This is a genomic window from Arthrobacter sp. StoSoilB13, from assembly GCF_019977255.1.
GTDB lineage: Bacteria > Actinomycetota > Actinomycetes > Actinomycetales > Micrococcaceae > Arthrobacter.
This window is the reverse complement of the sequence record NZ_AP024647.1, coordinates 1,632,415-1,647,287: the sequence shown is the minus strand read 5'-3', so window position 1 is coordinate 1,647,287 and position 14,873 is coordinate 1,632,415. Positions and strand designations below refer to the sequence as shown.

Sequence of the window (14,873 nt, the reverse complement as noted above, 5' to 3'; positions counted from 1 at the left end):
CTATCGCCTCCCCGCAGTTACGGGAGCGACGCCAAACACGGATGGCGATACCGTGATACCGAGTTCTGCAAAACGGTCCAGGAACCTTGGCCGGATACCCGTTGGCAGAGCCCTCCCGAGGAAACGCCCTTGGGCATCCAAGCCAGCAGAATAGTCAAAGAGGAAAGCGTCCTGCAGCGTGACGACGTCGCCCTCCATACCCTGCACTTCGGTCACGTGCGTGACGCGGCGGCTGCCATCCCGCAATCGTGTCACTTGGACGATCACGTCCACGGCAGAGGACACCTGCTCGCGGATGGCCCTGAGCGGCAAGTCCATACCAGCCATCAAGACGAGCGTCTCAAGGCGCGCGATCGCATCCCGCGGCGAGTTTGCATGGACGGTGGACAATGAGCCATCGTGGCCGGTGTTCATCGCCTGCAACATGTCCAGCGACTCTCCGCCACGAACCTCGCCCACGATGATCCGGTCGGGCCGCATGCGGAGGGAGTTGCGGACCAGATCCCGAATGGTTATGGCGCCCTTGCCTTCGATATTGGGCGGGCGGCTCTCCAACCTGACCACGTGGCGCTGTTGCAATTGAAGCTCCACCGCGTCCTCAATAGTGACGATGCGGTCGGACTCCGGGATGAAGGAAGACAAGACGTTCAGGAGAGTCGTCTTCCCTGTTCCGGTGCCCCCAGAGACGATGACATTGAGCCGGGCCAACACACAGGCACTCAGTAGCTCCGCCATTTCGTGGCTGATGGATTCCCACTCGATCAGGTTACGGACGGTGAGTGGAACGTGGCTGAATTTCCTGATGGTCAGCGAGGGTCCGTTGACAGCAAGCGGCGGGATAATCGCATTGACGCGGGAGCCGTCCTCGAGGCGCGCATCAACAAGCGGGGAAGACTCGTCTATCCGTCGTCCGACCTTGGACACGATCCGTTCGATGACTTTCCTGAGGTGCGCGTCCGAGCTGAATTGCAGGTCAGTCAATGCCAGGTGACCGTGACGCTCAACGTAAATCTGGTCAAAGCGGTTGACCATCACCTCCGTAACCGAGGGATCCTCCAAGAGACGCTGCAGGGGACCGAAGCCCATGACCTCATCCGAAATCTCGCGGATCAGCCGGCGGCGCTCCTCGGGTGAAAGTGGCACTTGCTCGTCATCAATGACAGCTGAAAGTTCGTCCACGGCGAAGGACCGAAGCTCTTCCTCCGACGAGGAGGCGTCCCCAAGCCTTGAGCCCATTCGCTCGAAGAGTGCCGAAGCGGCCCTTTGCTTAAGGCCTGAAAGGGCATCGACCACCGGTGCAGACGGAGCCCCTCCCAACATCGGAGAATTCGCTGTTGGCGCTACGCTGGCGGCCTGTCCTGCAGGCTCGGCTTCCTTGATTTCGACGGCGGCAAGCGGGTTGTTCCTCGTGAGCCTTTCTGACAGTTTCATGACACCACCACCCTCCGGTGCAGCTTGCTCGGAGTAACTGTTTCCAGGCGGGGATCGAATCGCTCAACAAGCTTTTTGAGCCCCTTCGTGGCTGAATCCCGAGTGGTGCCTTGGAGCACTGGGACACCCCGGTTCGTGGAGAACGGCAGGTTCCGGGAACGGGGGATGACGGTATCAATAGGGACACCGATGGTCGCCTCAACGTCCTGTACCGAGATGCCGCTCTTTCTATCCGCGAAGTTCAGCACTGTGTGCCTGCCCTGTGGCAAGAGCTGAAGTTCCCTCAGTACGCTGAAACACTTCCGGAGCCCACGAATGCTGGGGACGTCCATGCCGCAGACCCAGACCCCGTCCGTGGCAAGCTCAAGAGTCGCCAGGCAGTGTTCGCCAAGTCCCGGTGCTGTGTCGACCACCACGTACTTGAATTCCGTGGCCAGCTGGTTGAGGAGCCTTGTGACGTGGTCAGCTGTGATGTAATCCGACTCCGATGGCTTCTGCGGTGCACAAAGTGCATAGATTCCCGCCGGGTGGACGGTGAGGAATGCCTTGAGCACCATCGAGTCCTGGGCAGCCGCACCATGAACAGCCTCGGTAATCGAGTGTTCTGGTTCCAGCAGCAGTCCAGAGGCGACGTCGCCGAATTGCAGGTCAAGATCAACAATGACCACGCTCATAGGCGCCAGGGCTCCAAGACCGACCGCCAAATTTGTTGCAACCGTTGTCTTGCCGACTCCGCCTTTCGGGGACATGACGGCAATGACGCGGCCTCTGTCCTGACCGGATTCAGCAGCTGGCTGCATTCCACGACGCCGGCTGGCGGAGGCCAGGCAGGCTCGTTCCAGGAGTATCCGCAGCTCGTTAACCTCAATTTCCGGTGTAACAACGTCCCGGATGCCCGAATGCATGGCACGAAGAACGATTTCGGGGCTGGGTTCGGCCACCAGCAACAGGCTGATTTCCGGATACTGGAGGTCGAAGACCGTGGCCAGCTTCAAAGCGTCGTCCGGACTCACGCCCGGTCCCAGAATCAACACCTCCGGTGGCGCCCCTGTGAGTTCCTTGAAGACGTCATCCGTCCCACCCCGGAGTACGTCGGGGGCGAGCGTTTGCAGGTCCCCATGGAGTGCCCCGGCGATGGCCTGGCGCACACGGCCTTCAAAATCACGAACTGCAGTGATGGCTACAAAGCGGCTCATTGGACCAGCCCTCCGAAGGTTGTCGTCGGTGGATCGCTCTTTGCGGTTTTGTCCGTCTGCTTGGAGAGCCACAACGTCCCGAACTCTGCACCGAAAACCATTTTGGCGGCGTTGGCATCACTCAGGGCCACCGTCACGTAGGCTGAACCGTTCGGGAGGGCTACTCCCTTGTCTGCCCCGGCGGATTTTTCCGCGTCAGGGGCCGCTTGTTGGACAGCAGTGACGAGAACATCGTGGTAAAGCAGCTCAGTGAAGTTTTTCCAGCCCGTCAGACCGGCTGGGAGGTTGGCGCCGGCAGGAACCGCGTCGTCCAACTTGAATGAGGCAAACACCGTGACGGTGTCGCCGGCTTCGATCCGACCGCCGAGTATGCGCTCGGGAGCGAGGACAAAGGTTGATTCCTGCAAACCCTCCGGCACGGGCACCGTTCCCGGAGCCAGATCCTTGGGATCAACCAGTTTCACTCCCAGCAATTGTTCGCCGGGCTGAAGCTCCGCTGAAGTGACCTTGCCCTTTTGATCGGTAAGGGCGTTGATGGTGCCTGGTGCAACCGCGGATTGCGGCAGCGTCTCCGCCTTGACCTTCGATTGAATTTCTTCGACTTTGGTGCCGGCCGGAATACGTTCCTTCACCACAAGTACGCTGACGGGATCAAGCCCTTGCTGCGCCCGCTTGTCGGCCCCCTGAACATAGGTGACCAGCAAGACGGTGCCAATGACTGCTAATAGCAGTGCTGCAATGCCTCCCAGTAGGCGTGTTTTCACTTTGTAACTCCCTTCGAGTTCTCATGAGGTTGATAGCAGACGCCCAAGGGCGCCTATTCGGTGAGCGTTACAACTGACGCTCCATAGTTGGGAATGCCCCCCGACATTTGCGAACCCTCTTCGAGTGACACGAAGCGGGTGAAATAGCCTTGGAGAGCCCGGCAATTGCCTGTGCAGCTGGGTGCTGCGGGATCCAACTGCTGGCCGCCATCGAACTTGTATCCAGTCACCTGGAAGGCTGCAAAACCGATGAGGGTGTACTTTGTTTTGTTGCCGTTCTGCGCAGCCGTTTTGAAGAGTGGTATGAGCGCAGGCTCGTCCATGATGTGGGCAAGCACTGAATCGCAGGTTGCTGCGTTAGGGAAGTGGTTGCCAGGTTGGCCCTGAACTACAGCGCTAATGCTTATATCGGTCGAACAGCCCGAGGTGGTCTCAAGCCAGCCAAAACCGCCGGGTTGGTAGCCATTTTGTGCCACGCAGCCACCAACCGCAGGAGCGTTCGTGTCGTAACGAAGCGTGACGTGGGTGGGTATTGGATCGCCGGTAAATGTGCCTGTGGAATTGAGCGAGGCAAGTTGTGTTGGCGAGAGGTACTTCTTGAAGACGCACTCACTGACAGTCCAAGGGAGTGTGGTTGCACTTGAGGGTGCACCCCAGGACGCTTCCGCAGTAGCATTCACAGCCGCGGTCTGCACTCCAAAGGCTTGGGCGAAGAACAGCGAGAAGCTGTTAGCGCCCGAGCCTGCATCCCGGGCATTTGTCACTACCCGAACTGTTGTAGCGGCCGGAAAAGTGACGACGGCACCGCTGGAGTTGTCATTAGCGTTGCTATTGGCGAACTGGTTTCCGGTTGAGGTGCTGTTACCACAACTGCCGCCGGCGCAGTCAGTTGCAATAGCCAGGGCGGCGGCATCAGCTCCATTTTGAAGTTGCGCCTTTTCCGCATAAAGGGCTCCGACATCAACGGCGATCGCGGCGAAGCCCAGAAGGACCACCATGAGACCGGCGACGATGACCGTGGCAGCGCCGCGCTCCTTGGTTTCTTTGGCGTCCTCTTGGACTAAACCCGGTCGAAGAAAATTCAGCCGCCGCATCTCATCACTCCTACTCCAGTCATGTTCAGCGGGAAAATGCCAGGACCGCCAAAGAATCCGGCATCAAGGAAGCCGGACATGGAAGTCAGGGAGACACTCGTTGTCACTGTGACGTTGGAGCCGGGGGCGCAGCTTGACGCGTTATCGCTAACTGAAACTCCCAGGGCCGTCAAGGGACGGTGCTGCAGCCAAAGCCGTACCGGATACGTTCAGACCACCATCCTGGTAGTGAACGGCTGCATAACGGGCGCCCTCCCGCGCTGCTTGCGTGAGGGACACTTGGACGTTGAGCACCCGCCCGAATTCCATAATCCCGATTAAGATCAGCAGCAGCAGCGGCAACAGGATTGCCATTTCCACGGCTACTGCTCCGCGCTCATTCTTTTTCGATTTCACGACTGTCTCCCAGACCCGGATCCCCAGTGGGGTTTGCGGTAATAGCGCTTAAGAGGAGTGGCCGGCGGCTGTGACTGTGTTTATGCCACGGCCACCGGCCACTTCAACTGTTGTCAGAGCGATGCGGTGACGCCGCCGAACAAGCCTTGGATAGCCAGTCCCAGGGGACCGACCGCCACTGCAACCACTACCGCGATCAGGGCGACCATGAGGCCGTATTCAACCATCGTCGCGCCCTTCTCCTCGGAGGTGAGGCGAGACTTGACGCCGGCGATGTACGAAGTGATGGTGAACATAAGAGCAGACATTGGAAAATCCTTCCCAGATGAATTTTTTGGGTTTGGTAAATTATGGATATAGGTCCAGCAAATTATCGGAATTTGCTTTCGATTCCCGAACTACCCCCATGTTGCCTTTAGCGGTTCGGAATTCGATGAGATAAGAATTCACCCTGGACGCGCTGCTGAACAATGCGTAGTCGTACTCGAATTCCTGCAACGCATATGACGCGGTCACCCGTAGAAGGGCAGGGGAGTACTCAGTTGAGAGGTCAAAAAAGGCAAGCGACTACTTGGAATCGACAGCAGCCTTATATTTTTGAGCCCATGCAGGGCCCGCGGAAACCCGGGAGAACCAGGACTACTGAAGTAGGAGGGTCACGCCAAGTGCCGCGATAACCATCGCCGGCCCGTGCGCCGTTTCCACTGTCTTTTCCTTGTGATTCAGGCGCAACATCAGCACCGTGAGCACCCCGCCCACCACGAATCCCAGTAGTCCGCCGTAGAGTACTTGCTTCCAACCCAAGTACCCCAAGTACAGTCCGACGGGTGCTGCGAGCTTCACATCGCCCATTCCGAGGCTTCTCGGCGAAATAAGTCCCAGAATCAGGTAGCAAACGAAGAGTATGAGGCCTCCGGCGAGTGCTCGGAGCAGCTCGGGCCAGGCGGGATCCAGTGCCGCGGACGTGGCAAGGAGAACAAAACCGCCCCCCAGCAGGAACAAAACGAGGGGGTTTGGCAGCAAATGGAGGGTGAAATCAATTCTCGAAAGCTGCACCCCAACAAGTGCCAATAAAAGGAACGCCGGCAATTCCGGAGTAAAACCAAAGCGCCACCCCAGCAGCGCAAAGAGCAGCGCGGTGATTGCCGCCGTCGTGATCCGGACGGCAGGGGAGGGGAGTCCGCCCAGGCGCGGAAGGCCGCGGGAGATCACAAACTCGACGGCCGGGCTCAACAGCAAGCCGGCGATGGCAAGCAGGATCAGGAAAACGGGACCGTTGGTCATGTACTCTCCCTCAAAGCGCATGCGACCCCGAGGGGCGGATACCCCATTTTGACCCGGACGGCCCGTTGAAGGTATTGTTTATAGTCGTTGTGCGTGTCCTATCTCGATGACACATGCCTTCTCGGGGATCCAGTTGCAGGGTCGCTAACTCAAGAGGCATATCGAGATTCTGGGATGACTGGTCTATAGAGCCCTCACCTCTGCTCCGGTAACGCATACATAGTAGGTACACGCCTCACTGCGTGTCGCCTAAAACATGAACGCCAGAACAAGAACGAGGCAAAACCGTGCGTACGTACACCCCGAAGCCCGGCGATATCAACCGCCAGTGGCACGTCATTGACGCCACCGACGTTGTCCTTGGTCGTCTTGCCAGCCAGACCGCAACACTGCTGCGCGGAAAGCACAAGCCGACCTTTGCGTCCCACATGGACATGGGCGACTTCGTCATCATCATCAACGCTGAAAAGGTTGCCCTCACCGGCGCCAAGCTGGAGCAGAAGCGCGCATACCGCCACTCCGGCTACCCGGGCGGCCTGACCTCCGTCAACTACGCCGAGCTGCTGGAATCCAACCCGGTTCGCGCTGTTGAGAAGGCCATCAAGGGCATGCTCCCCAAGAACTCCCTCGCCGCTCAGCAGCTGGGCAAGCTCAAGGTCTACGCAGGCCCCGAGCACCCGCACGCTGCACAGCAGCCGAAGACTTTCGAAATCACCCAGGTCGCCCAGTAGTCCTGGCCACCAAACAACTTTTCATTACAAGGAGAACCGTGGCTCAGAACGAAGAACTGACCGCCGAAGCCGTCGAGGCTGAGGAAACCCTCACCAGCTACACCTCTGAAAGCACATCTGTTGAAGATGCGCCCAAGAAGGAGCGCCCGGCACTGACCGTTGCCGGTGCCGCTGTTGGCCGCCGCAAGGAAGCCGTTGCACGCGTTCGCGTCATCCCGGGTTCCGGCAAGTGGATCATCAACGGCCGCACGCTGGAGAACTACTTCCCGAACAAGCTGCACCAGCAGGACGTCAACGAGCCCTTCAAGATCCTTGATCTTGAAGGCGCCTACGACGTCATCGCCCGCATCCACGGCGGTGGCATCTCCGGCCAGGCCGGTGCACTGCGCCTCGGTGTGGCCCGCTCGCTGAACGAGATCGACGTCGACAACAACCGCGCCACCCTCAAGAAGGCCGGTTACCTGCGCCGTGACGCCCGCGTCATCGAGCGTAAGAAGGCTGGTCTCAAGAAGGCACGCAAGGCTCAGCAGTACTCCAAGCGTTAATCTGCGCTTACTCGAAGGCCCGTTCCGCCGTTTCGGCGGGGCGGGCTTTCGCCGTTTAAGAAGTTGCACTTCAAGCAGTTCGAAGATGCAAGCTGAGAGGCGGATGTGACCTGCGCACATGACCTTCCGACACGCTGCTGGACGGGTGGTGTCCCGTCGTCGTCTAAACTTGAGCCGATGTCTAGATTATTTGGAACAGATGGCGTGCGCGGTCTCGCGAACGGATTGCTCACCGCCGAGCTGGCTATGCAGCTGGCCCAGGCCGCCGCCGTCGTACTCGGCCATGACCGCACAACCGATGGCAAGCGGCCACGCGCCGTAGTCGCCCGGGACCCCAGAGCGAGTGGCGAGTTCCTTGCCGCCGCCGTCGAAGCGGGGCTCTCCAGCTCCGGCATCGACGTCTATGACGCCGGGGTGCTGCCCACCCCGGCTGCGGCCTATCTGGTGGCAGACCTCGACGCCGATTTCGGCGTGATGCTCTCGGCCTCCCATAACCCGGCCCCTGATAACGGGATCAAGTTCTTCGCCCGAGGCGGCCAGAAGCTGCCCGACGACGTCGAGGACGCCATCGAAGCACAGCTGGGCAAAGAGCCCCAGCGACCCGTGGGCGGCGACGTCGGACGCATCCAGCGCTTCTCCGACGCTGAGGACCGCTACATTGTCCACCTGCTCGGCACCCTCCCCAAGCGCCTCGAGGGCCTGAAGGTTGTCCTGGACTGCGCCCACGGCGCGGCGAGTGGTTGTTCGCCGCAGGTGTTCAAGGACGCCGGCGCGGATGTCGTCGTCATTGGCGCCGAGCCGGACGGCCTGAACATCAACGACGGCGTGGGCTCCACCCATCTGGGTCCGTTGAAGGAAGCGGTGGTCAAGCACGGCGCGAACCTTGGCATTGCCCACGACGGCGACGCCGACCGCTGCCTCGCTGTAGACCACGAAGGCAACGAAGTAGATGGCGACCAGATCATGGCGATCCTGGCGCTGGCACTCAATGAAGCGGGCAAGCTCAAGGACAGCATCCTGGTTGCCACGGTCATGAGCAACCTCGGACTCAAGATTGCCCTCCGCAATGCCGGCATCACCATCCGCGAAACCGCTGTTGGCGACCGTTACGTGCTGGAGGAAATGCGCGACGGCGGCTACAACCTGGGCGGCGAACAGTCCGGCCACGTGATCTTCTCCGACTACGCAACCACCGGCGATGGCGTACTCACCGGGCTGCAGCTCGCTGCGCAGGTGGCACTCACGGGCCGTAGCTTGAAGGAACTCGCAACGGCGATGACCAAGCTCCCGCAGCTCATGATCAACGTCAAGGGCGTGGACAAGGGCCCCGTGCCGCCACAGACGAAGGCGTGGCTGCAGCAGTAGCCGCTGCTGAACTCGAACTGGGTGAAACCGGCCGTGTGCTGCTCCGCCCGTCCGGGACCGAGGCCCTGGTCCGCGTCATGGTGGAAGCAGCGGACATGGAAACGGCCGAGCGGATTTGCAACAGCCTGGCTGCCGTGGTCAAAGAACGCCTGAGCGCTCCCAGCGAACTGGCTGTCTAAGAACCCAAACAGCTTCGGCCCGCTTTCCTGCATTACCGGTTTGACCGGATTACCAGGGAGCGGGCCGTACTGGTTTAAACGGACCGGCTTTATAAGGACCTGCGCTACAGGTAGTCCGGCGCTGCTTCCAACCCGAAGTACTCCTCAAGTGTTGCAATGCCTCGGGTGTTCATCTCCGTCGCTGCTTCTACGCCGATGTAGCGCAGGTGCCAGGACTCGTAAAAGTATCCGGTTGTTTCGTGGAACATCCATGGATAGCGGACGATGAAACCGAATTGATGCGCGTTGGCTTTGGCCCAAATAGCCGCGGGCTGCTCGGCGAAGCAGGGCTGGAAACTGCAGGCGCCCCCGCCGTCGGCTATGTCAAAGGACCAGCCCGTTTGGTGTTCCGAATGACCCGGGCGTGCAGAGGCCCGGTCGGCTCCAATCTGGCCACTGTTGGTGACGTAGCCGTTGTAAGTGGTGACCTGGGTGGAATAGGAACGGTAGCCGGACGCCAATGCCATGATGACGCCTTCGGCCGCCGCTGCGCCGAACATCTTCTCTGCGGCAGCCGCCGTCGTGCTGTTCATCAGTGTGGCTTCGCCAGTGACGGCGAGCCGGATGTTCGGCTGAACTAAATCCGCCGGCACATAGTTTTGAGGGTTCAACGGCCTGTGCTTGTTGACCACCACCCATGGGCTCGCTGGATCGGTCAGCGAGAACTGCTTGGCGGCGGCTTGTGAGGGCGGTGCGCTGGAAGGCTCGGCAGCGGCAGCGGGCGTAACGGCAGTGACTTGAGTTGGCGTGGGGCTCGAGCCAGCGCCGGACGGCGTCGCCGAAGCCCCGGCAGGGGACGGGGAGGGGCCATCCGGAGTGCAGGCCGTCAGGGCGGCCAGGCCTGCGCCGGCGGTGAGCAAACCCGCGAATGCCCTCCGGCTGGGCATCGGCCGGGGTTGGGTGTCCACGCTAGACCTTCCGCAAAAGCATGCGACGGATGGAATGGTCTGCGTCCTTGGTAAGTACCAGCTGGGCGCGGCCACGGGTGGGGAGAACGTTCTCTTCGAGGTTCGGCTCGTTGATGCGCTTCCAGATGCCACGGGCTGTTGACTCGGCATCTTCGTCGGACAGCGTGGCGTAGCGGTGGAAGTAGGACTCCGGCTGCGCGAAGGCTGTACTGCGGAGCTTTCGGAACCGGTCGACGTACCACTCCTCGATGTAGGAGGTCTTGGCGTCAACGTAGATGGAGAAGTCAAAGAAGTCGCTCAGCGCAAGCCCCTGCTTGCCATCCATGCGGGGGCCCTGGCAGGGGCCAGAACGTTGAGGCCTTCCACGATCAGCACATCAGGCCGGCGCACTACGACTTCCTTGCCCGGGACGATGTCGTAGGTGACGTGGGAGTACCACGGTGCCCGGACTTCCTCGGCTCCACCTTTGATTTCCGACACAAAACGCAACAGCGCCCGGCGGTCGTAGGACTCCGGGAAACCTTTACGTTCCAGCAAATGGCGGCGCTTCAATTCGGCCAACGGGTAGAGGAAGCCGTCCGTGGTGATGAGTTCCACGTTCGGTGTTCCCGGCCAGCGCCGCAGCATTTCACGAAGCACGCGGGCGATGGTGGACTTTCCAACAGCAACGGAACCGGCCACGCCGATCACGAACGGGGTGCGCTGTGTTTGCTCGCCCAAGAACGTTGTTGTCGCCGCGTGAAGCTGATGTGAAGCTTCGACGTAGAGGTGCAGAAGCCGCGAAAGGGGGAGGTACACCTCCCGCACTTCCTTCATATCCAGGGGATCGCCGAGGCCCCGCAGGCGGAAAATGTCCTCTTCGTTGAGGGGCTGCTCCATCTGTGCTGCCAGCCGGGACCACGTTTGGCGGTCCAGCTCAACAAAGGGGGAAGCGCCGTCGCCGTTTGCTTCGGTGCGTTGCAAAGTCACGTTCTGATTCTGCCCTTAGCCCGGCGGATCAGGAAATGCGGGACGACGTGAGGGTGAATTCTGAGTGATTAACGCGTCAGAGACAAGAGCGGAAGGGGGGACGTCCCACATCAGTTGTTTGACCTAGCCGTTAGGCTTATACCCATGTGTGGAATCGTAGGCTATGTTGGCAATTCGTCTCGTAAGGCAGCTGGTCACAGCGCCCTTGACGTCGTCGTGGAGGGGCTGCGTCGTCTTGAGTACCGCGGCTATGACTCCGCCGGCGTCGCAGTGGTGGCTGATGGAACCATCTCGTCCCGTAAAAAGTCCGGCAAGTTGAGCAACCTGATCAGTGAACTGGAAGCAAACCCGGTTCCTGAATCCCTGACCGGCATTGGCCACACCCGTTGGGCCACGCATGGCGGCCCCCACCGACCGCAACGCACACCCCCACCTTTCCGACGGGGGGCGTCTGGCGCTGATTCACAACGGCATCATCGAAAACTTCGCAGAGCTCAAGCAGGAGTTGCTGGGCAAGGGCGTCACGTTCGAGTCCGAAACCGACACCGAAGTGGCTGCCGCCCTGGTTGGCAACATCTTCCGCAACGAACTCAATGGCAACGGCGGCGACCTCACCAAGGCGATGCGCCTGGCCTGCCAGCGTCTCGAGGGTGCCTTCACCCTCCTCGCCGTCCACGCGGACCAGCCCGACGTCGTCGTGGCCGCCCGTCGTAACTCCCCGCTCGTGGTCGGCCTTGGCGACGGCGAGAACTTCCTCGGCTCGGACGTCTCCGGCTTCATCGACTACACGCGCCGCGCCGTGGAACTCGGCCAGGACCAGATCGTCACCATCACCGCGGACTCCGTGGAGATCACCGACTTCTTCGGTGCTCCCGCCGAAGGCAAGGAATACCACGTTGACTGGGACCCGGCTTCTGCCGAAAAGGGTGGCTTCAGCTCCTTCATGGAGAAGGAAATCCACGACCAGCCCGATGCTGTGGCCCAGACTCTCCTGGGACGCTCGGACCTCAACGGAAAGCTGACGCTGGACGAAGTCCGCATCGATCCTGAGCTCCTCAAGCAGGTTGACAAGATCATCGTTCTGGCATGCGGAACCGCAGCCTACGCTGGCCTGGTGGCCAAGTACGCCATTGAAAACTGGTGCCGCATCCCCACGGAAGTGGAGCTCGCACACGAGTTCCGTTACCGCGACCCGATCGTGGACGCCAACACCCTGGTGGTTTCCATCAGCCAGTCCGGCGAGACCATGGACACGCTCATGGCCGTCCGCTACGCCCGCGAACAGGGCGCTAAGACGATCTCCATCTGCAACACCAACGGTTCCACCATCCCGCGCGAATCCGACGCCGTGCTCTACACCCACGCTGGTCCGGAGATCGCTGTGGCATCCACCAAGGCGTTCCTCGCCCAGATCACTGCCGCTTACTTGCTTGGTCTTTACCTGGCCCAGCTGCGTGGAAACATCTTCTCCGGCCAGATCAAGGACGTCCTCGCTGACCTGAACAAGATCCCGGCCAAGATTCAGAAGATCCTGGACAACGCAGGCCCCTTGCGTGAACTGGCCCGCAGCATGAAGGACGAAAAGTCCGTCTTGTTCCTGGGCCGCCACGTTGGCTTCCCGGTTGCGCTGGAAGGCGCCTTGAAGCTCAAGGAAATCGCCTACATCCATGCTGAGGGCTTCGCTGCCGGGGAACTCAAGCACGGACCGATCGCCCTGATTGACGACGGCCAGCCGGTTTTCGTGGTTGTCCCGTCCCCGCGTGGTCGTGACTCCCTGCACTCCAAGGTTGTCAGCAACATCCAGGAAGTCCGCGCACGTGGTGCACGCACCCTGGTCATTGCTGAGGAAGGCGACGAGTCGGTCAAGGATTACGCAGAGCACGTCTTCTACGTCCCGGAGACGCCCACGTTGCTCATGCCGCTGCTCACCACCGTGCCACTGCAGATCTTCGCTGCTGAACTGGCCGGGGCAAAGGGTTACGACGTCGATCAGCCGCGTAACCTCGCCAAGAGCGTGACCGTAGAATAACCGCATGATTGTTGGCATTGGAGTAGACGTCGTAGACATCGAGCGGTTCGCCCGGCAACTGGAGCGGACCCCCGGACTGCGGGACAGACTTTTCGTTCCTGCGGAGCGTGAACTCAACACCAGGTCACTCGCTGCGCGTTTCGCTGCCAAGGAAGCAGTAGCCAAGGTCCTGGGTGCTCCCGCTGGCATGAACTGGCAGGACTGCTGGATTGGTCTTGACCAGAATGGTCCTACCGTCCAGGTCAAAGGAACGGTATTGGCCGTGTCCGATGCCAAGGGCGTCAAGCGCTGGCACCTGTCCATGAGCCACGATGGCGGCATCGCTACGGCGTATGTCCTCGCCGAGGGCTAAACGGACCTTTATATAACGATGATCAGCGCCTTCACCGGACAACAGATCAGGGATGCGGAACAACCGCTCCTGGACTCCGGTGAGGGCGCTGTTCTCATGCAACGGGCCGCCTACGGCTTGGCGCAGGAAGTGGTGCGCGTGGTCAAGGCCAGGCGCAAGCTGACCGGTGCCAGCGTCACGGTCCTGGCAGGCAAGGGCAACAACGGCGGTGACGGACTCTTCGCGGCTTCCATGCTTGCCCGCCGCGGCATGCGGACGACGGCGGTACTCGCCTCAGCGGAAGTCCATACCGAGGCTCTGGCGGCTTTTCAGTCGGCAGGTGGCCGCGTGCTGCGATTGGATTCCGGAAACGCCGAAGAACTTGCTGTCCTGTGCGCTGGCGACGATGTCATTATCGACGCCCTCCTGGGCACCGGCGCGCGCGGCGGATTGCGTGATGCTTCGGCTGAGTTGGTTGCTTCCCTTCAGGAGCTGAAGCCGCGTTGCGTGGTGGCGTGCGACCTCCCCAGCGGTTTGGATGCCAATACGGGCGAAGTCCACTGGCCGGTGCTGGATGCCGATGTCACAGTGACTTTCGGTGGCATCAAGGCCGGGCTGATGACGGACCCCGGCGAAGGCTGTGCGGGGCGCGCGGTGCTGGTACCGATTGGGATCGAAGACTCCCTGGATACCCCTGAGTTGCGTCGGCTTGAGGCCCCGGACCTGAAGTCTTTGCTCGCCAAGCCGGGCCGCCGCTCCCATAAATACTCCCGTGGCGTGTTGGGCGTTGTCGCTGGCTCGCCTCGTTTTGCCGGGGCGGCTGTACTAACCGTCCATGCGGCAGCCGTGGCTGGCGCAGGCATGGTCCGCTATGTAGGACCGGAATCTGCGGCACGCCAGGTTTTGACCCGGACTCCGGAGGCCCTGTGGGAGACCGGGGATCCCGGCAGGGTCCAGGCGTGGTTGCTTGGTCCCGGCGTCGACGGGGAGGACCAACTCGGACGTGCCAAGGATGCCGCAGGGTTGGCGCTTGACGCTGAATTGCCAGTCGTCGTCGACGCCGGAGCCTTGAGTATCCTGCCCGAGCATTGTCCCGCCCATTGGATCCTCACCCCGCACGCCGGGGAGCTGGCGACGCTCCTTGCAGCCCTTCCGTCCACCGGCGAGGTTGCCGTGACCCGTGAGGACGTCGAGTCCCGGCCGCTGCACTTCGTACGGCAAGCAGCCGCGCAAACCGGTGCCACAGTCCTGCTGAAGGGTGCCACCACACTGGTGGCCTCGCCGTCGGGCGTTGTTTTCAGCCAGTCCGAGGGCACTGCCTGGATGGCGACTGCAGGCAGCGGCGATGTCCTTGCAGGCATCCTGGGAGCCTTGCTGGCGCAATCTGTGGACTCTGTCAGGGACGACGACGGCGCGTACGCAGCCCTGGGCTTGAAACTGGACGACCGCTGGGCTGCTGTGGCGGCGGTCGCCGCCAGCGTTCACGGCCGCGCTGGCTCGATCGCGTCGAACGATTTTGATGGTGGCCCCCTTACAGCGTCAGCGATCATGGCGGCTGTACCGCGCGTCGTAGGTTCGCTGACTGCGGAATACGACCCTACAAGACCGTAAG

General features: G+C 61.1%; 12 protein-coding genes and 3 pseudogenes. 6 read left to right on the top strand and 9 right to left on the bottom strand.

Going from position 1 to position 14,873, the window contains the following annotated elements; translation table 11 throughout:
- The 7 genes from LDP01_RS07715 to LDP01_RS07685 form a co-directional block, all read right to left on the bottom strand.
- The gene (locus tag LDP01_RS07715) at positions 1–1,431 is read right to left on the bottom strand and encodes a TadA family conjugal transfer-associated ATPase (RefSeq protein WP_224088300.1); all 1,431 of its coding nucleotides are present in this window, start codon (positions 1,429–1,431) and stop codon (positions 1–3) included.
- Positions 1,428–2,627, bottom strand: a complete 1,200-nt coding sequence (locus LDP01_RS07710) for a CpaE/TadZ family protein (protein WP_224088297.1) — start codon at positions 2,625–2,627, stop codon at positions 1,428–1,430. Before LDP01_RS07710 ends, LDP01_RS07715 begins: the two co-directional genes overlap by 4 nt.
- Positions 2,624–3,391, bottom strand: a complete 768-nt coding sequence (locus LDP01_RS07705) for a Flp pilus assembly protein CpaB (RefSeq protein ID WP_223933928.1) — start codon at positions 3,389–3,391, stop codon at positions 2,624–2,626. Before LDP01_RS07705 ends, LDP01_RS07710 begins: the two co-directional genes overlap by 4 nt.
- 53 nt (positions 3,392–3,444) lie before the next feature.
- The gene (locus LDP01_RS07700; RefSeq protein WP_224088295.1) at positions 3,445–4,485 is read right to left on the bottom strand and encodes a pilus assembly protein TadG-related protein; all 1,041 of its coding nucleotides are present in this window, start codon (positions 4,483–4,485) and stop codon (positions 3,445–3,447) included.
- Between the two features lie 147 nt (positions 4,486–4,632).
- Positions 4,633–4,881 carry a TadE/TadG family type IV pilus assembly protein gene (locus LDP01_RS07695; protein ID WP_224088293.1) on the bottom strand — a complete coding sequence of 83 codons (249 nt, stop codon included), beginning with the start codon at positions 4,879–4,881 and terminating at the stop codon, positions 4,633–4,635.
- A 113-nt stretch (positions 4,882–4,994) separates the two neighbouring features.
- Complete coding sequence (locus LDP01_RS07690) at positions 4,995–5,189, bottom strand: Flp family type IVb pilin (protein WP_224088291.1); 195 nt, start codon at positions 5,187–5,189, stop codon at positions 4,995–4,997.
- Between the two features lie 331 nt (positions 5,190–5,520).
- On the bottom strand, positions 5,521–6,165 hold the full coding sequence (locus tag LDP01_RS07685; protein ID WP_224088290.1) for a prepilin peptidase: 645 nt from the start codon (positions 6,163–6,165) through the stop codon (positions 5,521–5,523).
- Positions 6,166–6,452: 287 nt separating this feature from the next.
- Between LDP01_RS07685 and rplM the strand changes: the two genes are divergently transcribed.
- From rplM to glmM, 3 genes and pseudogenes are all read left to right on the top strand, one after another.
- Positions 6,453–6,896 (top strand): 50S ribosomal protein L13, encoded by a 444-nt coding sequence (rplM, locus tag LDP01_RS07680; protein ID WP_011775554.1) that lies wholly within the window; start codon positions 6,453–6,455, stop codon positions 6,894–6,896.
- Between the two features lie 38 nt (positions 6,897–6,934).
- Positions 6,935–7,441, top strand: a complete 507-nt coding sequence (rpsI, locus tag LDP01_RS07675) for a 30S ribosomal protein S9 (protein ID WP_216925110.1) — start codon at positions 6,935–6,937, stop codon at positions 7,439–7,441.
- 177 nt (positions 7,442–7,618) lie between these two features.
- A pseudogene (gene glmM / locus LDP01_RS07670) lies at positions 7,619–8,985 on the top strand (phosphoglucosamine mutase).
- Positions 8,986–9,089: 104 nt separating this feature from the next.
- Here the strand turns inward: glmM and LDP01_RS07665 are convergent.
- Both LDP01_RS07665 and coaA read right to left on the bottom strand, forming a co-directional pair.
- The gene (locus tag LDP01_RS07665) at positions 9,090–9,932 is read right to left on the bottom strand and encodes a M15 family metallopeptidase (RefSeq protein WP_527249038.1); all 843 of its coding nucleotides are present in this window, start codon (positions 9,930–9,932) and stop codon (positions 9,090–9,092) included.
- Between the two features lies 1 nt (position 9,933).
- A pseudogene (coaA, locus tag LDP01_RS07660) lies at positions 9,934–10,901 on the bottom strand (type I pantothenate kinase).
- 144 nt (positions 10,902–11,045) lie between these two features.
- Between coaA and glmS the strand changes: the two are divergent.
- The 3 genes and pseudogenes from glmS (at position 11,046) to LDP01_RS07645 (ending at position 14,872) form a co-directional block, all read left to right on the top strand.
- Positions 11,046–12,930 (top strand): annotated as a pseudogene (glmS, locus tag LDP01_RS07655) (glutamine--fructose-6-phosphate transaminase (isomerizing)).
- 4 nt (positions 12,931–12,934) lie between these two features.
- On the top strand, positions 12,935–13,282 hold the full coding sequence (locus tag LDP01_RS07650) for a holo-ACP synthase (protein WP_216925115.1): 348 nt from the start codon (positions 12,935–12,937) through the stop codon (positions 13,280–13,282).
- Positions 13,283–13,300: 18 nt separating this feature from the next.
- On the top strand, positions 13,301–14,872 hold the full coding sequence (locus tag LDP01_RS07645) for an NAD(P)H-hydrate epimerase (RefSeq protein ID WP_224088289.1): 1,572 nt from the start codon (positions 13,301–13,303) through the stop codon (positions 14,870–14,872).
- Position 14,873: the final 1 nt, after the last annotated feature.